This is a genomic window from Vibrio sp. 10N.247.311.13 (assembly GCF_041467595.1).
GTDB classification, from domain to species: Bacteria; Pseudomonadota; Gammaproteobacteria; order Enterobacterales; family Vibrionaceae; genus Vibrio; species Vibrio crassostreae_C.
The window spans coordinates 140,127-164,300 of the sequence record NZ_JBFSUX010000001.1 but is presented as its reverse complement, the minus strand read 5'-3'; the positions used below and the strand labels follow the sequence as shown (position 1 = coordinate 164,300).

Below are 24,174 nucleotides of genomic sequence, written 5' to 3'. Positions count from 1 at the left end.
TTTTGACTGTCGGACCAATTGGCACGCATTGTACCTATCCCTAATCCAACTAGGAATGCTTTCGCCCAGATAATCACCCGAATCTGGTTGTTTTGTGTGGTTACACGTTTTAATTGTTAGATATTGGCGAGTTTACAGCAGTAAAAGGACCGATCCTGTGGTGAATACTTGAACGTTTCAGTCAGGTATTAGATAATCACCGGAATATAAGAAAATACTCAACAACTATGGTCTCGAATTAGATTTGTATCATGTTGTTTTTGACACAGGTAAGAGAGGTTGTCGTGAGCGAAGTAAATATCCCATTGTCTTTTTCTGATGCAGCAGCTACCCGCGTACAAACGCTAATTGCTGAAGAAGAAAACCCAGAACTAAAACTGCGTGTATACATTACAGGTGGTGGTTGTAGCGGTTTCCAATACGGCTTCACATTTGATGAAAAAGTAAATGATGGCGACACTACAATTGTAAACAGCGGTGTAACGCTAGTTGTTGATCCAATGAGCCTACAATACCTAATGGGCGGCATGGTTGATTACACTGAAGGCCTAGAAGGCGCACGCTTCTTTGTGAACAACCCGAACGCTACAACAACATGTGGTTGTGGCGCATCATTCAGCGTATAGCATGAGTTGAAAATAGCTTGAGCTCAAAGCTGTATTAGATACATTTCAAACGCCGAACTTATGTTCGGCGTTTTTGTTTTTACTTAGTAACTTATTACTTTTCAAAGCATTCCTCTCATTTTTAGTACACGGCATATTTTTTAAACTGTCGATAGCGTCCAACTTCGTTGAGGATTGGTCTGTTAAGGTTACCTTTGTGCATAAGGAAGTTGCACATCACGCTATTAAGCCAACTAGCGCGCCTGAATGACATCGGACAAAAGGATTTGTTATGCCCACTCTATTTTCTAACTCACCACTTTTTCAGAAATTGAAGCAGCCGTGGCTGGTTTCTCTGACTCTAGTCGTGTTGTTGTCGATCTGGCTTGGTTTCGGCGTAGGGCAAGCAGAAGAGTCACCTGAAAAAAAGGCAACAGAAATTCCGCTGGCTAAGGTTTCCTTTCAAACCTTCACCTCATCACCGACCTTTAAAACGATTGATCTCTATGGAAGAACGGCGCCCGATAGGCATGCTCGTCTAGGTGCAGAAGTCGCGGGTAAGATTGTCAGATTGAATGTTGTTAAGGGGGATATGGTTAAAGCAGGACAAGCCATTGCCCAGATAGATAAGGGTGATTTAGAGATTCAACTAGAGCGAGCATCTGCGTTATATCGCTTGAAGCAGAAAGAGTTCAAAGCGGCGCAGTCACTGAAGAAAAGAGGACTGCAAGGTGAAATCGCCTACACCACAGCTGAGGCTTCATTAACAGAAGCAAAAGCCATGATGCGCAATGCGGAGTTGGCTTTAAAGAATACTGTGATTACTTCGCCTTTTTCGGGTGTGGTTCAAGATTTGATGGTGGAGCTCGGTGATTTCGTTAGTGTTGGCGATCCTGTTGCTGGCGTGATTGACCTCGATCCTTTGGTTATTGAGGCGGATGTCAGTGAGCGTCATATCCAACATTTGCTAGTCAATCAATCTGCTTTGGTTCGTTTGTTAGGGCGAGAAGAAGCGGAAGGCCGTTTACGCTATGTTTCTCGTATCTCTTCTGTTGCTACTAATACCTTCCCAATCGAGATAGAAATCGATAACTCTAAAGGCCTATTACCAGCAGGTGTCAGTGCCGAAGTTAAACTCAACCTAGAAACAAGAGATGCAATAAAGATAACACCGGCGATGCTAGCATTGGATGAGGCGGGTAACCTAGGGGTCAAAACCTTGGTTTCAGTCGATGACTCACCAACGGTGAAGTTTGTAGGCATTCAGCTAGTAAAGGCCGAACAAGATGGAGTGTGGCTCACGGGGCTAGGTCAACGCGTCGATATCATCACAGTAGGCCAAGGGTTTGTGCGTGATGGTGATTCGGTGATTGCTGTTGAGCAAGTCGCTGAACTCTCTAACGTAACCGCAGAGTAGGAGATAACCGATGTATTCAATTATTGATGCAGCCTTGTCTCGTGCTCGAACAATGCTCTCCCTTTTAGCGTTAATCCTTGTAGCCGGTGTCGTCACCTATATCACGATACCTAAGGAATCGAGCCCAGACATTACCATCCCAATTATCTATGTTTCGGTCGGGCACCAAGGGATCTCGCCAACGGATGCAGAACGTTTATTGGTTCGACCTATTGAGCAAGAGCTGAGGTCGATTGAAGGCGTAAAAGAGATGACAGCAACCGCAGCAGAAGGGCATGCCTCTGTGGTGTTAGAGTTTAATGTTGGCGTCGATCTTACTAAAGCGATGGCTGATGTTCGTGACGCTGTTGATCTGGCTAAGCCCAAATTGCCAGAAGATAGCGATGAGCCGACTGTAAATGAAGTTACCCTCGCTTCTGAGCAGCCTGTGTTGTCTGTGGTTCTGTTTGGTACCGTGCCTGAGCGCACCATAGTGCAAATTGCTCGAGAACTTGGGGATAAGCTCGAAAGTTATCGTCAGATCCTTGAAGTCGATATTGCGGGCGATCGCGATGACATCGTCGAGATCATTGTCGATCCGCTGTTGATGGAGAGTTACAGCCTAGATCAAGCGGACATCTATAATCTGATCGCTCTGAACAATCGAGTGGTGGCCGCAGGTTTTGTTGATACTGGCTACGGACGTTTTTCTGTCAAAGTCCCTTCGGTATTTAACTCCTTAAAAGACGTGCTTGAGTTGCCTATTAAAGTGGATGGCAAGCAGGTGGTCACTTTTGGCGATGTCGCTACGGTTCGTCGAGCGTTTCGAGATCCTGAAAGTTTTGCTCGTTTAGATGGCAAATCTGCGGTGGTGTTGGATATCAAGAAGCGTGCAGGTGAGAACATCATCGAAACCGTTGAGCTAGTCAAAGCGGTAATGGCTGGTGCTCAGCAGCAAGCGGAATGGCCAAATAACCTGTTGGTCAAATACACCTGGGATGAATCTAAAGATGTGAAGATCATGCTTAATGATCTGCAAAACAATATCTTATCCGCCATTATTCTGGTGGTGATCGTTATCATCGCGATTCTTGGTGTGCGTACCGCTTTGTTAGTGGGTATTTCCATTCCAGGCTCATTCCTAACCGGGTTATTGGTTCTTTCGGTGTTTGGCTTAACCGTCAACATCGTAGTGCTGTTCTCTCTGATTATGGCGGTGGGGATGCTAGTAGACGGTGCGATTGTGGTGACCGAATTTGCAGACAGGCGAATGCAAGAGGGTGAAGGGCGCAAAGCCGCTTACCGAGATGCAGCGAAACGGATGGCGTGGCCGATAACCGCATCGACTGCCACAACCTTAGCCGCATTTGCTCCGTTACTGTTTTGGCCTGATGTGACGGGCGAATTTATGAAGTTCTTACCACTAACTCTGATCGCGACTTTAACTGCCTCATTGATCATGGCGTTGTTGTTTGTGCCCGTGCTGGGCGGTTTGATTGGCAAACCTCAATACGTATCGTCTAAAAGCCAAGCTCGAATGGTCGCACTGCATAATGGTGACTTTTCACAGGCTACTGGTTTAACCAAGGCTTACTACCACACGCTTTCTTTAGCGATTAAACACCCCTTTAAGATTTTGTTCAGTGCGGCACTGCTCGCGGTTGCAGTTGGTTTTACTTATTCAAAAGCGGGTCTAGGTGCAGAGTTCTTCCCAGAAGTTGATCCGCCATTCTTTAATGTCAAAGTTCGCTCGCATGGGGATCTGTCTATCCAAGAAAAGGATGACATCATGCGTGATATTGAACTGATGATGCTCAATCATGATGAGTTCGATACCGTTTACACGCGTACTGGTGGTGACGACCAGATTGGTTTGATCTCAATTACGCCTGTTGACTGGCAATATCGACGCAGCGTTAAGGCGATTATTGATGAGTTGAAGGTACAAACCGATCAATACGCTGGTGTTGAGATTGAATATAAGTTCCCTGATGCTGGGCCTCCGGTTGAAAATGACTTAGTGATTGAGCTGTCGGCAAGAACTCCAGAGCAGCTCAATCAGGCTGCAAAAATTGTGAGAGGTTGGGCTGATGGAAATAAAGCACTGACCAATATCAGCGATACTGCGAGTAAAGATGGCATCGATTGGAAGGTGGATATTCGCCGCGACGATGCTGCGCGCTTTGCAGCTGATGCGACCTTAGTGGGTAATACCGTTCAATTCGTGACTAATGGTCTCAAGATTGGTGATTATCTGCCCGATGACTCTTCAGAAGAGGTCGATATCTTGGTGCGCTACCCTAATGATAAGCGTGATATCGGGCGCTTCGACCAGCTTAGGGTGAAAACGCCAGCAGGTTTAGTACCTATTACTAATTTCGCTCAGATCGTTCCCGACCATAAGCAAGACACCATTAAACGCCTTGATGGCAAGCGTGTGGTGAACATCATGGCGGATATGGAAGAAGGGTATAACCTTGCTCTCGAACTACCAAAGATCGAACAAGCATTGAGTGAGCTAGGGCTGCCGAGTAGCGTGGAATTTCGCATCCGTGGTCAAAACGAAGAACAAGAAAACTCGTCAGCCTTTTTACAAAGTGCTTTCTTGGTTGCTTTGGCGGTAATGGCTTTGATTCTGATTACTCAGTTCAATAGCTTCTATCAAGCGTTTTTGATTCTGAGTGCTGTATTGTTTTCGACCGTTGGCGTGTTCGTTGGCTTACTGATCTTCCAACGTCCGTTTGGCATTGTGATGTCGGGAATTGGGGTAATAGCGCTCGCCGGCATAGTCGTGAACAACAACATCGTGTTGATTGATACTTATAATCAGCTCATCAAAAGAGGCTTGGACAAGCGAGATGCGATTCTAAGAACCGGTGTTCAACGTTTAAGACCTGTAATGCTGACTACGGTCACCACCATTTTAGGCTTGATGCCGATGGTGTTAGAGATGAACATCGATTTGATTAATCAAAAGATAGAATTCGGCGCTCCGAGTACGCAGTGGTGGTCACAACTCGCTACGGCAATTGCGGGGGGCTTAGCTTTTGCGACAGTACTAACCTTGGTACTGACACCATGTCTGTTAATGCTAGGCCGAGACAAGAAGCCTGAAAAATAGTAGATGTAGTGGTTCGATGAACATAAAAAAGAGCGCCTTGACGGGCGCTCTTTTCGTTGGTTTATATAGCTATTAACCTAATTAGTCGCGAGTAACTGGCCGTATCGCTCTAGGTTATTCAGTCGAATCTCTGAGTTGGCAATAAAGGTTGCTTTTGCTTTACCCGTTAACGACTTAGATTGAGGCAATTTCACGGTACGTGCATTTTTATGTACGCCATTAACCAAGAATTCATAATGTAAGTGCGGACCAGTCACACGGCCTGTACCGCCCAAAGTACCAATGGTTTGGCCTTGTTTTACGCGCTGACCTGTTTTCACCATACGTCGCTTCATGTGCAGGTACTTGGTGATGTAGGTGTTGCTGTGGCGGATGAACACGTAGTTACCATTGAATTGGTTGTAACCTGACTTCTGAACAATACCGTCACCGGCTGCCCAGATAGGCGTGCCAACAGGGGCTGCGTAGTCAGTACCGCGGTGAGCTCGAATCTTACCGGTTACTGGGTGTCTCCTGGTAGGGTTAAAGTTCGATGTCACGCGACGAAAATCAATTGGTGAGCGCAAGAACGCCTTCTTCATCGCACGACCATTCTCATCGAAGTAGTTGCCGCTCTTATCATCCAATACCGCGGTAAATGAATCGCCTTGGTTTTTGAATACGGCTGCCATGATCTTACCGCGACCAACCACTTCACCTTCAACCACTTTCTCTTGGTATAAGATTTTGAAGCTGTCGTTCTTACGAATATCTAACGCAAAGTCGATATCCCAACCGAAGATGCCCGCCAGTTCCATAATTTGGTTTGCGGTTAAACCTGCGCTTACACCAGCGTTCCAGAAGTTAGAGGTGATGTTGGCTTCGGCATAATTGTATTGGTAGACCACTTCTTTTTTGTCGAAACTTGATGAGAAAGAATCGCCAGATTTAGTGATCTTGAAGCTTTCAAACGCACTAAGTTGTCGTTTTAACTGAATAAGGTCGTTGTTTTCATCAAAGCCGAACTGCAAGACATCACCAGGTCTTAGGTTAGACAGCTGCTTCTTAATATCATCATTGGTATTGAGTAGCGTGATCAGCAGGCGGTATGAGAGGCCAATACGTTCAAATAAAACAGAGGTACTTTCGCCAGAGCGAACAGTGTATTTCTCCCAGTTGAGCACTGCGGTCGGTGGAGCGTCACTTGAGCTAATAAGTGCAGAGGCATTGATAGTCAGTGGGTAATGTTTTCCTACAACTAAAGCGCCCGAATCGTCACGCAAACTGTTGACGTCGGGGAGTAAGAAAATCGCGACGAAAATTATGGCACTAAAAAATGCGATAAAAGCCCGGTGCAAAATAGGAAGGCGTGCAAAAATAGACAACATGTTCCAGTTCGTTCTGTAAATATTATGAAAATCGACGACGGAATAGTGTAACTGGTTTCAAAATACATCGCTATTCAAGTAAGATGTCTAATTAATGTATTTTTGCCAAATCTGTGGGAGTGAACAAGAATGGCGAGTATTGAAGCTGCACTAGCCGAGATCAAACGTGGCGTAGAAGAACTGATTCCAGAAGACGAACTGATTGCAAAACTAAAAGAAGGTCGTCCTTTACGCATTAAGCTGGGTGCCGATCCAACAGCTCCAGATATCCACCTAGGCCATACGGTTATCTTTAACAAGCTTCGCGCTTTCCAAGAGCTTGGTCATGAAGTGACATTCCTTATCGGTGATTTCACTGCAATGGTTGGTGACCCATCAGGTAAAAACTCAACACGTCCACCGCTAAGCCGCGAAGACGTATTGAAGAATGCTGAAACTTACAAAGAGCAAGTATTCAAGATTCTAGATCCTGCGAAGACGCAAATTCGTTTCAACTCTGAATGGCTATCTGAGCTTGGCGCTGAAGGCATGATTCGTCTTGCTTCTAACCAAACTGTTGCTCGTATGCTTGAGCGTGATGACTTCAAAAAGCGTTACGCTGGTGGTCAACCGATCGCAATCCACGAATTCATGTACCCACTTCTACAAGGTCACGACTCTGTTGCACTAGAGAGCGACGTTGAGCTTGGCGGTACTGACCAGAAGTTTAACCTTCTAATGGGTCGTGAACTGCAAAAAGCAGCAGGTCAAAAACCACAAGCGGTACTAATGATGCCACTACTTGTTGGTCTAGACGGTGTTAAGAAGATGTCTAAGTCTGCGCATAACTACATCGGTATTAGCGAAGCACCAAGCGAGATGTTTGGTAAGATCATGTCTATCTCTGACGATCTAATGTGGAGCTACTACGAGCTGCTGTCTTTCCGTCCTCTTGAAGAAGTTGCGGAACTGAAAGCTGGCGTTGATGCAGGTAAGAACCCGCGTGACGTTAAAGTGTTTCTTGCTAAAGAGATCATCGCTCGTTTCCACAGTGAAGCAGATGCTGAAGCCGCTGAGCAAGAGTTCGTTAACCGTTTTGCTAAGAACCAAGTTCCTGATGAAATGCCGGAGTTTGAATTCGAAGCAGGCCTGCCAATTGCGAACGTTCTAAAAGAAGCGGGTCTTGTAAACTCGACTTCTGATGCGATGCGTATGATCAAGCAAGGTGCGGCTAAGCTTGAAGGCGAGAAGATTGAAGACAGCAAATTCGTGCCTGAAGCAGGTACTGCCGTTTACCAAGTAGGTAAGCGTAAGTTTGCTCGTATTACTATTAAGTAATAATGCACATCAATAATTGAACCAAAGGCATCCACGGATGCCTTTTTTATTGACTTAAAATTGACGAAACTTTGAAACGCCTATTGCTACACTATGCGCGCTGTCAAATTGACAGTAATTCTGGAGATTTTTATGAACAATACCGACCATCCTCCTAGTTTGAATGGAGAAGAATAACCTGTCTCGGTATTGATCTATTGTCCTGCCGTTCAGGTAGGGTATCTTTGTTTCCCCCCGCATTCTTTTCCACACACTAGATTCTAACAAGTAGACACATCAGTAGCTTTCAGCTCTTGGTGCGCTTAGCTGTACGCTCTTGGTGTATTAGCTATAGGCTATTTGTTTTGATGGTCGTTACCTTTGCCAATCGGGAGATTCGCCATGACGGTAATGAACAACACTTTTTTATCTATTGAAGCTCTGTACTCAGAGCAAGACATCCAAGCTGTATCGAATGCATTTCAACAGTACGGACGTGAACAACAAATTAACCTTTTGAACCGAATGCCGCTTGAAGATGCGGTGCTAGTGCTGGGGCAATGCTCTCTTAGTACGATTCAGACTTTACTTAGTGAGCTAGAAGAGCAGGGCTTTGAGAAGCGTTCTCGACACCTAGCTCACCAACTAGGGCTGATCTACTCAGAGGTAGAACCTCAGCAGGGCTACCTTTCTACTGGTGTCATGAGCCACGTTAGGCAGCGTATCGGTTGGATTATTGCGTTAGCACTATTGGGAATTGTCTCAGGGCTTATCATTGCTCAGTATGAAGACATTCTCAGTCAATTGGTACTTTTGGCTATCTACATGCCGGTAATTGCTGCTGCTGGTGGTAACACCGGAACACAAGCCGCGACTTTGGTTATCAGAGCCTTAGCCACAGGTGAGTTGAAAAAACGCCAATGGGCTAACGTTCTGTGGAAAGAGTTTAGAGTTGCTATTTGTTTAGCTCTAGCGATTGCCGTAGTGATGATTGGGCGTATTCTGCTATTCAGTGAAAACCAATCGACAGGTGGTTATGATATCAACATGATTGCGTTAGCGATTGCGGTAGCGCTGTTTATTCAGGTGACCATATCTACCGTACTCGGCGGAGGGTTACCGATAGTTGCTAGGCTATTTAAGCTTGATCCAGCGGTGTTAGTGAGCCCAGTACTTGCATCGATAGTGGATATCTCAGGAATGTGGATCTACTTCACTGTCGTGAACTCATTCCTAGGAATCGCTTAAAAGCTGATAAAAATAGCTAAATACATCTGAGAAATAAAATTGGCGCTGAAGATTGAAGGTCTTCAGCGCCATTTTTGTTATTAAAGTAGAAGTTTACACAGAGCTAAGCATTACTTAGATTTGCTTTGTGTTTGACTGAACTCGACCACATCTTTGTAGAAAGCACGTTCAAACTGGGTGATTGGTGCTTCCACTTGTTTGTCTGGATCTTGTTCTTCAGGGAAGTAATCACGAACAAATTGTACGAACAGAGAGTTCGGTTTTCCCGCTTTATCTAATCCGTATCCCGCCATGTTGTAACTGCCGTATAGAGAACCACTTTTGGCGATAATGTTGCCTTGAATCGGTGCTTTTCTCATGCTTTGACGGTATTTGAGCGTTCCATCAGTGCCTGATGTAGGCATAGCCTCAATCAGGTTGAGCTGTTGATCGTTTTCCCAGATATAACGAAGCACTTGAGCCATGGTCTGTGACCTCATTCGGTTATTTCTAGATAGCCCTGAACCATCGACGAGCTGCGCTTTACTGAGGTCAATATTAGCCTTGGTTAGCAAGACCTGCTTAATCGCTTCAGTACCGTTATTGAAACTGCCCGGTTGAACATAAAAGGTCGCACCCAAAGTTTTAGTTAGATTGTCTGCGATAAGGTTATCTGACTTCTTGAGCATGATATCGAGCAGTTCAGGAAGCTTTTCTGAGTTGTGACTAGCGACTAACGTGGTTTTGTCTGCTTTCGCTTTTTTACCAATAATCACATCACCTTTTACTCCGATTTTCAGTTCTTTGAGAAGCGATGTAACAACTTGATAAGTGTAAAGCTCTGGATTTTGAATCGCGAACTTGAGTGGCAGTGGCTTTTTACGTTCAACTAAGCAACCAGAGAGCTTGTAAGCGTTATCTGGTGTGGTGGTGAGCTCTAAGTCGCATTGTGTCGCCTTCTGCCCAGAGCGAGTTACCGTGGCGGCAGTGGTTGTCACGTCTATCGGGTAGTGAGCGGGAATATAAACGCGTGTCGCACCATTATCTTTTGTATAAATAGAGGCTTGTGCGCAGTTGCTGTCCAAGGTCATTGCACTAGAAGGCGCGCTGTAACAAACCCCTAGAATATCCCAAGGCCAGCCAACGGCTCGCTGATAGCCCGTAAAAGTAGAGTTATCTAGGTATAAGTTGCCTTTGATAGTTCTGGATTGAGACTTAGCGTATTGAGCTAAAAGGCTTTTAAGCTGTTCTCGTTGCAGCGTTGGGTCGCCACTAAATGAAATGATTGAGTCATTACCAGAACGAACAATGCTGGTGGTGTAGTGAAAGTCATCCCCTAACTCCAACTTAGCCGCCAAAGCAGTCACCAGCTTTAACGTACTAGCGGGTGGGTAAAAGCCATCACTGTTGGAATTCATTTTGTTTGAATCGCTTTTCAGGGATGCCAAAATTACACTTGTGCTACTGCCATCAGGCAGTTTATCTAGTGGTGAATAAGCGAAAGCGTTAACTGAGAAAGCGCTAATGGAAAAACTACATACAAGTAGTGCGGATAGAAGGCGCATAGAAGATTTCTTGGATGGCTGATGTTTTCAGTATACAGATATAAAAAACGCCCGCTAGATAGCGGGCGTTTTGATTCTCAATTAACTAATTAATCAATTAGGTAATCAGAATTAGAAGTCGTAACGTAGACCTAGAGCGATTTCGTCTTCAGCGTCTGCAGAGCTTGCTTTGCCGTTTTTCACTAGGTTTGTTGTACCGATCTTGTCGCCTTCAGAGATTAGGTTGAAGTTGTACGAGATGTAAGTACGGAAGTTAGGCTTGAAGTAATAAGTTGCATCAATTGCAACGTTATCTGCAGAAGTTTCACCGTCAGTTTCTGCGTTGTTGTACGTTAGAGTAAACGCTGTCTTATCTAGCGTGTATGCAGTTGCAAATTCGTAACCTGTGTAGTCTACAGATTTGTTGCTGTACTCAAAAACGTCACCTTGTGCATCTTCAAAAACTGCTTGTTTTTCACCATCAGTAAATACACCAGCGAAGTAGAAGTTGCTCATGCGGTAAGATGCAGAAAGCATGTATTCATTAGATTGATCTTGGTCTGCGTAACCAGCACCTAGCTTAACGCCAGAATCACCGATTGCGTAGATAGCAGATAGAGAGTAGCCATCTTTACCGTTGTCGTTGAACTCACCGCTAGTTTCAGAACGGTCAGCAAAGCGGTAGCTTGCTTTTAGGCCTAGGTCTTGGAATTGGCCTTTGTAAGAAAGCATGTTGTCTGAACGATCAGCTACTGCGATTTTGTCTGCAGCAGAGTTACCGTGGTAAGACATGATATCGGTAAAGTCAGTGATTACGCCTAGCGCACCGTCGTTTTTACCGTAAGTTACTTCACCGAATGTACCGCCGATACCAGCGTATGTGTAACGGTTAGTGATGTCGCCGTCGTTGTTATCAGTAGAGCCGCCGTTTTCAGCAGTTGTGAATTCGCCTTCGTAGAAACCCACACCGTATAGGCCGTCTTGGATTTCAACTTTACCTAGGAAGTTAAGACGTACACGTGATTTGTCGTCAGCTTTGCCATCTTTCATCGATAGACGAGCTTCTGCACGACCACCGATCTCTAGAGAAGTGCCGTTTGAGCTGTATACAGAAGTACCGGCAATATCACCAGCTTGTTTACCGTCGGCTGCCACTGCGTTAGTAGCAAGAGCTGCAGCAGATACAGCAAGCGCGATCATAGTCTTGTTCATGTTATTATTTCCTAATTACTGTCCATAGAAGTTTTATTAAGGATTTGAACCCTTTTGTGTATTGCCTCTATTAATCAGGCTTCATAATCATGATTAGAACAGAAGTCTGAAAAATGCCAGTGCAATCCATGGGTTACGTTTTACCTCTAAAGTTCCATAGCCAGTTAGTAAAATGATATAAAACCAAAAAATGAACACTGTTTTATTATATTTGTTGTTATTTAAGTTGTTGTTTTAATGTGTCTTTTATAAAAGTGTGATCTGTGTTTATTTTGTTTGTTTTTTGTTTTTTTAGGTATTTTCTTGTTGTCTTATTGATTGGGGCGTTATTATTCATTTTTGTGATATCTGTAATTTAGACCTAGATACAGCTTTTATAACGCAAAGTGGAATAAAGATGATTTAGCCATAAAGTTTGTTTACACTAAGCCAAATCGTTTTGTTTCTACTACCCAATAAATACGTTGGGTGTATTTATGTTGGCCAAAGAAAGCTTTGGCATAGAGGTAAAAAATGGAAAAGGTTCCAATGACAGTACGTGGCGCTCAGCAGCTACGTGACGAATTAGATCGCCTACTTAAGCTACGCCCTGTTATCTCAGCAGCTATTGGTGAAGCACGTGAACTAGGTGACCTGAAAGAGAATGCTGAATACCACGCCGCTCGTGAAGAGCAGGGTATTTGTGAAGCTCAGATCCGTGATATTGAATATAAGCTATCACTGGCTCAGATCATCGATGTAACGCAAATGGATAATACGGGCAAGATTATCTTTGGTACGACAGTGACACTGATTGATGTGGATACCGATGATGAGTTCCGCTACCAAATCGTTTCAGAAGACGAAGCAGACATCAAAACGGGTCGCATTTCTGTGAAATCGCCAATTGCTCGCGGTCTTATCGGTAAAATGGAAGGCGACGAAGTCATGATCTCTACCCCTGGTGGTGACAAAGACTTCGAAATCGACAAAGTAGAATATATCTAATTGAATTTTCTTTGTTTCTGATAAGTAAAAAGGTCGCTAAATGCGACCTTTTTCGTTTCTCACGCTACACTAAAAGATAAGCGCTGTGGCTTCCTATTAGTGAAGTTAGCTTATATCAAACTCGCTTATTTACGTGGAATCTCGATTTTACGTGCTTCTGACTGGCGGAACAGTACTAGAACTTTACCGATAGTCTGTACTTTCTCAGCTTTAGTTTCACGTACAATTGCATCGATAATCAGTTGCTTAGTCTCACGGTCTTCTGATGCAACTTTAATCTTGATCAGTTCGTGGTGGTCTAGAGCTAATTCGATTTCCGCTAGAACAGCTTCAGTAAGTCCATTTGCGCCCATTAGCACAACAGGTTTTAAACTGTGAGCTAGGCCCTTTAGATGCTGCTTTTGTTTGGTACTTAGGTTCATTACGCGGCCAATTTTCTTTACTATTAGGGTTGAAAAAACCTATTTTAACGCCATCTAAAGCTGAAGACTATAATTTATTCAGCAATTAGTACTTTCCTCCAATTTAGGTATCCAATGAGCAAACAGAAACACTCGGCCAGTTCAGGCCGTTGGTTGAAGGAACACTTCGACGACAAGTACGCAAATGAAGCAAGAAAGAAAGGCTATCGTTCACGTGCTTATTTCAAAATGGAAGAGATTCAAACGAAAGATAAATTGCTGTCTCCTGGGATGACCATTGTGGATTTGGGTGCAGCACCTGGCGGTTGGTCTCAATATGCTGCTAAGATTGTTGGAGACAACGGACAAATCATTGCGTGTGACTTGTTACCAATGGATCCGATTGCTGGTGTTAGCTTTTTACAAGGCGATTTCCGCGAAGAAGCTGTGCTAGATGCCTTGTTGGAACGTATACAACCAAACATGGTTGATGTCGTGATGTCAGATATGGCACCTAATATAGCAGGCAACAATTCTGTGGATCAGCCAAGAGCTATGTATTTAGTTGAATTAGCTTTGGATATGTGTCGACAAGTTCTAGCTACCAATGGTAGTTTTGTTGTAAAAGTATTCCAAGGCGAAGGGTTTGACCAATACGTTAAGGACGTCCGCGAGATGTTTAAAACAGTAAAAGTTAGAAAACCCGACTCTTCTCGAGCTCGATCTCGTGAAGTGTTTATCGTAGCCACTGGTTACAAAGGTTAACGATTCTCTTCCAAGAGTGAGAGTTAACAACATGGCTACAGGTTACAAACTGTAGTACCCTACCTTTAATTACAATTAGTTATCGAGAGGCTTACACCTTGAGTGACATGGCAAAAAATTTAATTCTGTGGCTTGTTATCGCGGTAGTGTTGATGTCGGTATTCCAGAGCTTCGGCCCTGGGGAAAGTAACGGCAGAGCAGTAGATTACACCACGTTTGTACAGGAAGTTGGCCAAGGCCAGATTCAAGACGCACAGTTCAATAACAGCGAAATCACTTTCACACGTCGTGGTGGTGGTTCTAAGTATGTAACTTACATGCCTGTTTATGATCAAAAGCTACTTGATGACTTAATTAATCAAAACGTAAAAGTTCAGGGTACACCACCTGAAGAGCAGAGCCTGCTTGGCACTATCTTCATCTCATGGTTCCCAATGATCTTACTGATTGGTGTATGGATTTTCTTCATGCGTCAAATGCAAGGCGGCGGCGGCGGTAAAGGCGCGATGTCTTTCGGTAAGAGTAAAGCTCGAATGATGAGCGAAGAACAAATCAAAACCATGTTTGCTGATGTTGCTGGTTGTGACGAAGCAAAAGAAGACGTGAAAGAGCTTGTGGACTACCTTCGTGACCCAAGCCGCTTCCAAAAGCTAGGTGGTAAGATCCCGACAGGTATCCTGTTGGTTGGTCCTCCTGGTACGGGTAAAACATTGCTTGCAAAAGCGATTGCCGGTGAAGCGAAAGTACCGTTCTTTACTATCTCTGGTTCTGACTTCGTTGAAATGTTTGTTGGTGTTGGTGCATCTCGTGTGCGTGATATGTTCGAACAAGCGAAGAAAGCGGCACCTTGTATCATCTTTATCGATGAAATTGATGCTGTAGGTCGTCAACGTGGCGCTGGTGTTGGTGGTGGTCACGATGAACGTGAACAAACACTGAACCAAATGTTGGTTGAGATGGATGGTTTCGAAGGTAACGAAGGTATTATCGTTATCGCTGCGACTAACCGTCCAGACGTACTAGACCCTGCATTACTTCGTCCTGGTCGTTTTGACCGTCAAGTTGTGGTTGGTCTACCGGATGTACGTGGTCGTGAACAGATTCTTAAAGTACACATGCGTAAAGTGCCACTATCAGGTGATGTTGAACCGTCGCTGATCGCTCGTGGTACTCCAGGCTTCTCTGGTGCAGATCTTGCGAACCTTGTGAACGAAGCGGCGCTATTTGCTGCTCGTGGTAACAAGCGCAATGTATCTATGGTTGAGTTTGAACTTGCGAAAGACAAAATTATGATGGGTGCAGAGCGCCGTTCAATGGTTATGTCTGAAGAAGTGAAAGAGTCAACGGCTTACCACGAAGCGGGTCACGCAATTGTTGGTCGTTTGGTACCTGAACACGATCCAGTGTACAAGGTGTCAATCATTCCACGTGGTCGTGCGCTTGGTGTAACCATGTACTTGCCAGAGCAAGATCGTGTGAGCATGTCTCGCCAACATCTAGAGTCTATGATTTCTAGCCTGTACGGTGGTCGTCTTGCTGAAGAACTTATTTACGGTAAAGACAAAGTGTCAACTGGTGCGTCTAACGATATCGAACGTGCAACTGATATTGCTCGTAAGATGGTTACGCAGTGGGGCTTCTCTGAGAAATTGGGTCCTCTTCTTTACGCAGAAGAAGAAGGTGAAGTTTTCCTAGGTCGCGGCATGAGCCAAGCTAAGCACGTTTCTGATGACACGACTAAGCTTATCGATGAAGAGATTCGTATCCTTATCGACCGTAACTACGATAGAGCTAAGAAGATTCTTGAAGATAACATGGATATCATGCATTCGATGAAAGACGCTCTAATGAAGTTCGAAACGATCGATGCAGGTCAAATTGATGACTTGATGGAGCGTAAGCAAGAGATTCGTGATCCAGCTGGTTGGGGTGATCAGGTAAAAGCTGAACCTACAAAGGAAGAAGCAAAACCTGAAGCTAAGGCAGAAGAAGCTAAAGCGGAACCAAAAGCTGAAGAGTCGAAAGTTGAAGAAGTTAAATCTGAAACAGATGATGCTCAAAACAAAGATTCTTAATCGCTAAGTTATAAATTAAAACCCTGAGTACGCTCAGGGTTTTTCTGTTTCTAGCCCTAGATGTTTTTACCTTTAAGACCCACCTTCCATGATATTAAAAGCACATAATAAAACGCTCGTTTTAGACCGCCCACATGTGATGGGTATCCTCAATGTTACGCCTGACTCTTTCTCTGATGGCGGAAAATTCAATTCATTAGATAATGCTTTACTGCAAGCAGAGCGAATGATTCAAGCTGGTGTTAGCATTATTGACATTGGTGGTGAATCAACTCGCCCGGGAGCGCCTGACGTTCCTTTAGAAGAAGAGCTCGCTCGCGTTATTCCTGCCATTAAAGCAATTCGCGCTAAGTTTGATGTGTGGATCTCCATTGATACCAGTAAAGCTGAAGTGATGCGCCAAGCCGTTGAAGCGGGGGCTGATTTGATCAATGATGTGCGCGCACTGCAAGAGCCCGGAGCTTTAGAAGCGGCCGCCGATGCTAATGTGCCCGTTTGCCTGATGCACATGAAAGGTCAGCCAAGAACCATGCAAGCTAACCCTAATTACGATGATGTCCTAATGGATGTTGAAGCGTTCTTAAAAGAAAGGGTGGAGGCTTGTGAGGCTGTTGGTATATCAAAAGATCAGCTGATTCTGGATCCTGGTTTTGGTTTTGGTAAAACCATTGAGCATAATTACCACCTATTAGCGCACCTTGAAAAGTTTCACAGGCTTGGGTTGCCAGTCTTAGCGGGGATGTCGAGAAAGTCGATGATCTTTAAGCTACTAGACAAAGCTCCAGCAGATTGCATGGTTGCTAGCGTCACTTGCGCTACCATTGCTGCAATCAAAGGCGCACAAATTATTCGCGTTCATGATGTTGAAGATACATTGGAAGCGATGAAGATAATCGAAGTGATGAATAACAATCACTAATCATAATTAAGGAAAATCAATATGTCTGATAAGAGACGTTACTTCGGCACAGATGGTGTACGTGGCAAAGTAGGCCAGTACCCGATTACACCTGATTTTGTTCTGAAGCTTGGCTGGGCTGCGGGTCGTGTTCTTGCGAAGCAAGGCACAAAGAAAGTCATCATTGGTAAAGATACTCGTATCTCTGGTTACATGCTTGAGTCAGCGCTAGAAGCTGGCCTTGCTGCTGCTGGTCTTCAGGCTACGTTTACTGGCCCAATGCCAACACCTGCTGTGGCTTACCTAACTCAAACCTTCCGCGCTGAAGCAGGGATCGTTATCTCTGCATCACACAACCCATACTACGATAACGGTATCAAGTTCTTCTCTTCTGAGGGAACAAAACTGCCGGACGATATCGAGTTGGCAATTGAAGCAGAGTTGGATAAAGACATCGAATGTGTTGATTCTTCAGAGCTAGGTAAAGCAGTACGTTTGAACGATGCGGCTGGCCGTTACATCGAGTTCTGTAAAAGTACGTTCCCACATAAAATGACATTAGCTGGCATGAAGATCGTTATCGATTGTGCACATGGTGCGACTTACCACATTGCGCCTGCTGTATTTAAAGAACTGGGTGCTGAGGTCGTTGCGATTGGTGTTGAGCCAAACGGTACTAACATCAACCACGAAGTCGGTGCGACGGATGTACGTGCTCTGCAAGCAAAAGTGCTTGAAGAAAAAGCGGCATTAGGTCTTGGCTTTGATGGTGATGGTGACCGTATCATCATGGTTGACGAGCTAGGCAACAAAGTTGATGGCGACCAAATCGCTTACATTATTGCTCGTGATGCACTGCGTCGCGGTGAGTTGAAAGGCGGCGTTGTTGGTACACTAATGACCAACCTGGGTATGGAAAACGGCCTTAAGCAGTTAGGTATTCCGTTTGTACGTGCTGCTGTTGGTGACCGTTACGTAATGGAACAGCTTCTTGCTAAAGGCTGGAAGATCGGCGCTGAAAACTCGGGGCACGTTATCCTACTAGATAAAGTGACGACGGGTGATGCTATCGTTGCTGCTCTGCAAGTGTTGGCTTCAGTTGTTGATAGTGAAATGACGCTGAATGAGCTGTCTCAGGGCATGACGTTATACCCTCAAGTTCTAGAAAACGTTCGTTTCAGCGGAGATTCAAACCCATTGGAAGCTGAAGCGGTAAAAGCAGCGGTTGTTGAAGTAGAAGCTGAGCTTGGCGAGAAAGGTCGTGTGCTATTACGCAAGTCTGGTACCGAGCCACTACTGCGTGTCATGGTTGAAGGCGAAGATGCAGAGCTTGTTCAAGCATCAGCGCTTAAGATTGCAGATGCAGTAAAAGCAAACTGCTAATTTAACCTTTTACTTAGCTGGCGCAGCGAATAGCGCCTGTGATTAGAAGTGGTTGACTTATATCACGGTCAAAAGATATAACGGTCAAAAGATACGTAAATGAGTTTTGTGTCGCTTTTGACCTTTTTTTGACCATTCACTTGGTAAAGGCTTATTTTTTAGCAAATTCTCCTTGTCAGCCATCGTCGCATTCGCTAGTATTGCTCGGCCTTCAGTTAGGAGGTCGCTAGCCTTGTTCTTAAAAATAGTTTTTTGAACGGCGCTGGCTCAACAATTAGGAACATAGGTGGAAAAATGTTTACAGTTCTACTTGTGATTTACCTGTTGGCAGCGCTTGGTGTAATTGGCCTAGTGTTGATTCAACAAGGTAAAGGCGCAGATATGGGAGCCTCTTTCGGTGCTGGCGCTTCAAACACTGTGTTTGGTGCTGGTGGCTCAGGAAATTTCCTTACCCGAATGACTGCAATTTTTGCAACTACATTTTTTATCCTTAGCTTAGTGCTTGGTAATATGTCTACACATAAAACTGAGTCACAATGGATTGACCCGACCCAAGGTCAGGTGATTCAACAAGCTGATGATGCAGTGAGTGAAGTTCCGGCGCAAGGCGACGAAATTCCACAATAATCTGTAAAGATTTGATGCCGAGATGGTGAAATTGGTAGACACGCTAGCATGAGGTGCTAGTGCCTTAGGGTGTGAGGGTTCGAGTCCCTCTCTCGGCACCATGTTTACAAACTTGTAAAACATCTTGTTGGGCGTATAATGCTCGCAAGTCGGACGCGGGATGGAGCAGTTTGGTAGCTCGTCGGGCTCATAACCCGAAGGTCGTCGGTTCAAATCCGGCTCCCGCAACCAATTTCAATGCTATTATATAGCTTGTATTGGTAGCAAGTTTGCACAGTGTGAACCTCACTGTGAGTTAGGTGCGATATCGAATGTGATGGCACTTAACATATAAGGGTCCAGCAACAAAAACCCCGGCTTATACGGGGTTTTTTGTTATCTAAGCATTTGTAAATGTATTTAGATAATGTTTGCTTGGAATTTAAATTGGGCTTTGAGCCCTTTTTTTGTTTCTGGAGTGGTTAAATGACTGGTTTAGAAAGACAACTTACTGAAATGCTTGACGCTCCAGTAGCAGCATCAGGTTATGAGTTAGTTGGATTAGAATTTATTCGTGCTGGTGAGCACTCAACGCTACGTATTTACATCGATTCACCAAACGGTATCAATGTAGATGATTGCGCTGAAGTTAGCCACCAAGTAAGTGCCGTAATGGACGTTGAAGATCCAATTTCAGTGGCTTATAACCTTGAAGTGTCTTCACCAGGTTTAGAGAGACCACTGTTCAAAGCAGAGCATTACCAACAATTTATTGGTCACGAGGTAAGCATCGTTTTGAAAATGGCTGTCGGCAACCGTCGTAAATGGAAAGGTGATATCCAATCTATCGAAGGCGAGACAGTGAAAGTATTGGTTGAAGGACAAGAAGAAGAATTCGTCCTGAGCAATATTGCGAAAGCTAACCTGATCCCTAAATTTTAGTTCTCCTAGAGAGAAGAGCTTAAGAGGCTAGATTAATGAACAAAGAAATTTTGGCGGTAGTAGAAGCTGTTTCAAATGAGAAAGCAGTTCCTCGTGAGCGTATTTTTGAAGCGCTTGAAATCGCGCTTGCAACGGCAACAAAAAAGAAAAGCGAACTAGAAATTGAAGTTCGTGTTGAAATTGACCGTAAAACGGGTGATTTCGAAACTTTCCGTCGTTGGGAAGCTGTTGAGGAAGTTGAATTCCCAACAAAAGAAATCTCTATTGAAGCTGCAAAGTACGATGACCCAGAGATCGAACTTGGCGGTTTCATTGAAGATGATATCGAATCAGTAACGTTTGACCGTATTACGACTCAAACGGCTAAGCAAGTTATCGTACAGAAAGTACGTGAAGCTGAACGCGCTCAAATCGTTGAGCAGTTCATCGATAACGAAGGCGAGCTAGTAACTGGCGCAGTTAAGAAAGTTAACCGTGACACTATTATTCTAGACCTAGGTAACAACGCTGAAGCGGTAATCCTTCGTGATGACCAACTTCCTCGTGAAAACTTCCGTCCAGGTGACCGTGTTCGTGGTCTTCTTTACGCAGTTAAACCAGAAGCTCGTGGTTTCCAGCTTTTCGTTACTCGTTCGAAGCCAGAAATGCTAGCTGAACTATTCCGTGTTGAAGTGCCTGAGATTGGTGAAGAGCTAATTGAACTTAAAGGTGCTGCACGTGACGCTGGTTCTCGTGCTAAAATCGCTGTGAAAACAAACGACAAACGTATTGACCCAGTTGGTGCGTGTGTTGGTATGCGTGGCGCACGTGTACAAGCTGTTTCTAACGATCTTGGTGGTGAGCGTATTGATATCGTTCTTTGGGATGATAACCCGGCTCAATTCGTAATCAACGCAATGGCTCCTGCTGATGTTGCTTCAATCATCGTTGATGAAGACGCACACTCTATGGATATCGCTGTTGAAGCGGATAACCTAGCACAAGCGATTGGCCGTAGCGGTCAAAACGTACGTCTAGCGTCTCAACTTACTGGTTGGGAACTGAACGTAATGACTGTTGCTGATCTTGAGAAGAAGCACCAAGAAGAAGCAGTTGCTTCTATTGAAAACTTCATGAAGCACCTAGACATTGAAGAAGACTTTGCTCAAATGCTTGTTGAAGAAGGCTTCTCTACGCTTGAAGAAGTAGCATACGTTCCTGTGAACGAGCTTCTTGAAGTAGACGGTCTAGACGAAGGTATCGTTGAAGAACTACGTAACCGCGCAAAAGACGCACTGACTACTCTAGCGCTAGCGAAAGAAGAAACTTTCGACGGTGTTGAGCCTGCTGAAGACTTACTTGCACTTGAAGGTCTTGAGCGTGAAATGGCTTACAAGCTAGCAGCAAAAGGCGTTGCGACACTGGAAGACCTAGCTGACCAAGGCGTTGATGAACTAGAAGGCATCGAAGACCTAACTGCAGAGCGTGCAGGCGAGCTAATTATGGCTGCGCGTAACATCTGTTGGTTCGGCGACGAAGAATAATTCAGCAAGGAGAGAAAGCGGTATGACACAATTAACAGTTAAAGCACTGAGTGAAGAGATTGGTACGCCAGTTGACCGCTTAATTGAACAACTTGCTGATGCAGGCATGAAGAAAGCAGGGTCGGATCAAGTGACTGATTCAGAGAAGCAAACATTGCTAACGCACCTTAAAAAGGAGCACGGCGATACTTCAGGCGAAACAGAACCGACTCGTTTAACTCTTCAACGCAAGACCCGCAGCACGCTAAGTGTTGCCGCTGGAGGCGGTAAGAGTAAGGATGTTCAAGTAGAGGTACGTAAAAAGCGTACTTACGTGAAGCGCAGCACTATTGAAGATGAAGCGAAACGTGAAGCTGAGGAAGTAGCTAATCGTGAAGCGGAAGAGAAAGCACAACGCGATGCTGAAGAGCAAGCGAAACGTGATGCTGCAGAGAAAGCACAGCGCGAAGCCGAAGAAAAAGTAACACGTGAAGCGGATGCAAAACGTGAAGCTGAAGAGAAGGCTCAACGCGCACAAGCTGAAAAGGCTAAAAAAGACATGAATTCAAAAAATGCAGACGCTAACGCACAAGCGAAAAAAGAAGCGGATGAACTTAAAGCTCGTCAAGAGCTAGAAGCAACTCGTAAAGCAGAAGCTGAAGCAGCTAAGCTTGTTGAAGAAGCTCGTAAGTTAGCAGAAGAGAACCAAGAACGTTGGTCTGAAGAAGAGAAGAAGAAGAAAGAGCAAGAGAAATCTGCGGATTACCATGTGACTACTTCTACTTACGCTCGTGAAGCTGAAGATGCGGCAGATAAGAAAGATGAGAAAGCACCTCGTCGTCGCAAGAAGAAAGCAGCTCCTGCTAACCAACCTGCAAACAACCGTGGTGGTCGTAACCAACGTGGTCGTGGCGGTAAAGGTAAGCTTGCTAAACCAACTTCAATGCAGCAAGGCTTCGATAAGTCAGCAACTGTTGCTAAATCTGACGTTGCTATCGGCGAAACTATCGTTGTTTCTGAACTGGCTAGCAAAATGTCAGTTAAAGCAACTGAAGTTATCAAAGTAATGATGAAGATGGGCGCTATGGCGACTATCAACCAAGTGATCGACCAAGAAACAGCACAACTTGTTGCTGAAGAAATGGGTCACAAGGTAATCCTACGTAAAGAAAACGAACTTGAAGAAGCAGTACTAGCTGACCGTGATAGCGATGCTATCGCTGAAGGTCGTGCTCCTGTTGTTACTATCATGGGTCACGTTGACCACGGTAAAACTTCAACACTTGACTACATTCGTAAAGCACACGTTGCTTCTGGGGAAGCTGGCGGTATCACGCAGCACATTGGTGCTTACCACGTAGATACTGACAACGGCATGATCACTTTCCTTGATACTCCTGGACACGCGGCGTTTACCGCTATGCGTGCTCGTGGTGCTCAAGCGACAGATATCGTTGTACTTGTAGTTGCAGCAGACGATGGCGTAATGCCACAAACAATCGAAGCAATCCAGCACGCGAAAGCGGCAGGCGTTCCTCTGATTGTTGCTGTGAACAAGATCGATAAAGAGGGTGCAAACCCAGACAACGTTAAGAATGAGCTAGCTCAATACGACGTTATCCCTGAAGAATGGGGTGGTGAGAACATCTTCGTTCACATCTCTGCTAAACAGGGTACAAACATCGATGGTCTTCTAGAAGCTATCCTTCTTCAGTCTGAAGTTCTTGAACTTACAGCGGTTAAAGAAGGCATGGCGTCTGGTGTTGTTGTTGAATCTCGTCTTGATAAAGGTCGTGGTCCAGTTGCAACAGTACTAGTACAGTCTGGTACTCTAAACAAAGGCGATATCGTTCTTTGTGGTCAAGAGTACGGCCGTGTTCGTGCAATGCGTGATGAAAACGGTAAAGACATCGAAACTGCAGGTCCATCTATTCCTGTAGAAATTCTAGGTCTTTCTGGTGTTCCTTCGTCAGGCGATGAAGCGACTGTTGTACGTGATGAGCGTAAAGCGCGTGAAGTTGCGAACTACCGTCAAGGTAAATTCCGTGATGTTAAACTAGCTCGCCAACAAAAAGCGAAACTAGAGAACATGTTCGCGAACATGACGGCTGGCGAAGTTGCTGAGCTTAACGTGGTACTTAAAGCTGACGTTCAAGGTTCTGTAGAAGCGATTGCTGACTCTCTACTGAAACTGTCAACTGACGAAGTGAAAGTGAACATCGTAGGTTCTGGTGTTGGTGGTATTACTGAAACTGATGCAACGCTTGCTGCAGCTTCTAACGCTATCATCCTTGGTTTCAACGTTCGTGCTGACGCAACTGCGCGTAACACGGTTCAGAACGAAAACCTAGATCTACGTTACTACTCAATCATTTACCAACTAATTGACGAAGTTAAACAGGCGATGGGCGGTATGCTTGCTCCTGAATTCCGTCAAGAGATCATTGGTCTTGCACAAGTTCGTGACGTATTTAAGTCGCCTAAACTTGGTGCAATCGCTGGTTGTATCGTGACTGAAGGTACGATTAAGCGTAGCAACCCAATCCGTGTACTTCGTGAAAACGTTGTTATCTACGAAGGTGAACTAGAGTCACTTCGTCGCTTTAAAGATGACGTTCAAGAAGTTAAGAACGGTTACGAGTGTGGTGTCGGCGTTAAGAACTACAACGACGTTCGCGTTGGTGACCAGATCGAAGTATTCGAAATCGTTGAGGTTAAACGTACTCTAGACTAATCAGTCTGTACGACTCGACATATTGACTAAGGTTACTAACATTACTAGTAAAGGTAATAAGTAATCGGTTGTTGAATACACCATGGGGGGCTGGTTATTACCAAGCCCCCCAT

18 protein-coding genes and 2 tRNA genes are annotated in these 24,174 nt (G+C 44.8%); 16 read left to right on the top strand and 4 right to left on the bottom strand.

Annotated elements, in window-relative coordinates; genetic code table 11:
• The first annotated feature begins 284 nt into the window (after positions 1–284).
• From erpA to AB6E52_RS00710, 3 genes are all read left to right on the top strand, one after another.
• Positions 285–626, top strand: a complete 342-nt coding sequence (gene erpA / locus AB6E52_RS00720; RefSeq protein ID WP_004734539.1) for an iron-sulfur cluster insertion protein ErpA — start codon at positions 285–287, stop codon at positions 624–626.
• A gap of 271 nt (positions 627–897) precedes the next feature.
• Complete coding sequence (locus AB6E52_RS00715; RefSeq protein ID WP_102319899.1) at positions 898–2,022, top strand: efflux RND transporter periplasmic adaptor subunit; 1,125 nt, start codon at positions 898–900, stop codon at positions 2,020–2,022.
• Between the two features lie 10 nt (positions 2,023–2,032).
• The gene (locus tag AB6E52_RS00710) at positions 2,033–5,122 is read left to right on the top strand and encodes an efflux RND transporter permease subunit (RefSeq protein ID WP_102319900.1); all 3,090 of its coding nucleotides are present in this window, start codon (positions 2,033–2,035) and stop codon (positions 5,120–5,122) included.
• A 77-nt stretch (positions 5,123–5,199) separates the two neighbouring features.
• Here AB6E52_RS00710 and AB6E52_RS00705 read toward each other — a convergent pair whose 3' ends face one another.
• Positions 5,200–6,489 (bottom strand): peptidoglycan DD-metalloendopeptidase family protein, encoded by a 1,290-nt coding sequence (locus AB6E52_RS00705; RefSeq protein ID WP_102319901.1) that lies wholly within the window; start codon positions 6,487–6,489, stop codon positions 5,200–5,202.
• A 129-nt stretch (positions 6,490–6,618) separates the two neighbouring features.
• Here AB6E52_RS00705 and tyrS point away from each other — a divergent pair, with 129 nt between their 5' ends.
• Complete coding sequence (gene tyrS, locus AB6E52_RS00700; protein ID WP_102319902.1) at positions 6,619–7,806, top strand: tyrosine--tRNA ligase; 1,188 nt, start codon at positions 6,619–6,621, stop codon at positions 7,804–7,806.
• A gap of 381 nt (positions 7,807–8,187) precedes the next feature.
• Positions 8,188–9,033, top strand: coding sequence for a magnesium transporter (locus AB6E52_RS00695; protein ID WP_017068902.1), 846 nt, complete (start codon positions 8,188–8,190; stop codon positions 9,031–9,033).
• A gap of 110 nt (positions 9,034–9,143) precedes the next feature.
• Here the strand turns inward: AB6E52_RS00695 and dacB are convergent, their stop codons facing one another.
• Together dacB and AB6E52_RS00685 are read right to left on the bottom strand one after the other, a co-directional pair.
• Positions 9,144–10,577, bottom strand: coding sequence for a serine-type D-Ala-D-Ala carboxypeptidase (dacB, locus tag AB6E52_RS00690; protein ID WP_102319904.1), 1,434 nt, complete (start codon positions 10,575–10,577; stop codon positions 9,144–9,146).
• Between the two features lie 111 nt (positions 10,578–10,688).
• Complete coding sequence (locus tag AB6E52_RS00685) at positions 10,689–11,768, bottom strand: porin (RefSeq protein WP_102319905.1); 1,080 nt, start codon at positions 11,766–11,768, stop codon at positions 10,689–10,691.
• A 513-nt stretch (positions 11,769–12,281) separates the two neighbouring features.
• Here AB6E52_RS00685 and greA point away from each other — a divergent pair.
• On the top strand, positions 12,282–12,755 hold the full coding sequence (gene greA / locus AB6E52_RS00680; protein ID WP_017059397.1) for a transcription elongation factor GreA: 474 nt from the start codon (positions 12,282–12,284) through the stop codon (positions 12,753–12,755).
• Positions 12,756–12,880: 125 nt separating this feature from the next.
• On the opposite strand, the gene yhbY is transcribed toward greA, so the two are convergent.
• Positions 12,881–13,177, bottom strand: a complete 297-nt coding sequence (gene yhbY / locus AB6E52_RS00675; protein ID WP_004738252.1) for a ribosome assembly RNA-binding protein YhbY — start codon at positions 13,175–13,177, stop codon at positions 12,881–12,883.
• A gap of 114 nt (positions 13,178–13,291) precedes the next feature.
• On the opposite strand from yhbY, the gene rlmE reads away from it, so the two are divergent.
• The 10 genes from rlmE to infB all read left to right on the top strand — a co-directional run bounded on the left by rlmE (position 13,292) and on the right by infB (position 24,061).
• Positions 13,292–13,921 carry a 23S rRNA (uridine(2552)-2'-O)-methyltransferase RlmE gene (rlmE, locus tag AB6E52_RS00670; protein ID WP_017059396.1) on the top strand — a complete coding sequence of 210 codons (630 nt, stop codon included), beginning with the start codon at positions 13,292–13,294 and terminating at the stop codon, positions 13,919–13,921.
• A gap of 107 nt (positions 13,922–14,028) precedes the next feature.
• Positions 14,029–15,996 (top strand): ATP-dependent zinc metalloprotease FtsH, encoded by a 1,968-nt coding sequence (ftsH, locus tag AB6E52_RS00665; RefSeq protein WP_017068905.1) that lies wholly within the window; start codon positions 14,029–14,031, stop codon positions 15,994–15,996.
• Between the two features lie 88 nt (positions 15,997–16,084).
• Positions 16,085–16,915, top strand: a complete 831-nt coding sequence (folP, locus tag AB6E52_RS00660; protein ID WP_102319906.1) for a dihydropteroate synthase — start codon at positions 16,085–16,087, stop codon at positions 16,913–16,915.
• Between the two features lie 21 nt (positions 16,916–16,936).
• On the top strand, positions 16,937–18,277 hold the full coding sequence (gene glmM / locus AB6E52_RS00655) for a phosphoglucosamine mutase (RefSeq protein WP_017059393.1): 1,341 nt from the start codon (positions 16,937–16,939) through the stop codon (positions 18,275–18,277).
• A gap of 294 nt (positions 18,278–18,571) precedes the next feature.
• The gene (gene secG, locus AB6E52_RS00650) at positions 18,572–18,904 is read left to right on the top strand and encodes a preprotein translocase subunit SecG (RefSeq protein WP_017059392.1); all 333 of its coding nucleotides are present in this window, start codon (positions 18,572–18,574) and stop codon (positions 18,902–18,904) included.
• 16 nt (positions 18,905–18,920) lie between these two features.
• A tRNA-Leu gene (locus AB6E52_RS00645) sits at positions 18,921–19,005 on the top strand.
• 53 nt (positions 19,006–19,058) lie between these two features.
• Positions 19,059–19,135: transfer RNA gene (locus tag AB6E52_RS00640), tRNA-Met, on the top strand.
• 234 nt (positions 19,136–19,369) lie between these two features.
• Complete coding sequence (gene rimP, locus AB6E52_RS00635) at positions 19,370–19,825, top strand: ribosome maturation factor RimP (protein WP_004738265.1); 456 nt, start codon at positions 19,370–19,372, stop codon at positions 19,823–19,825.
• Positions 19,826–19,860: 35 nt separating this feature from the next.
• Positions 19,861–21,348, top strand: a complete 1,488-nt coding sequence (gene nusA, locus AB6E52_RS00630) for a transcription termination factor NusA (RefSeq protein WP_017059230.1) — start codon at positions 19,861–19,863, stop codon at positions 21,346–21,348.
• Positions 21,349–21,370: 22 nt separating this feature from the next.
• Entirely contained in the window at positions 21,371–24,061 is a 2,691-nt protein-coding gene (infB, locus tag AB6E52_RS00625; RefSeq protein WP_017059231.1) for a translation initiation factor IF-2, read from the top strand.
• The last annotated feature ends 113 nt before the right edge of the window (positions 24,062–24,174 follow it).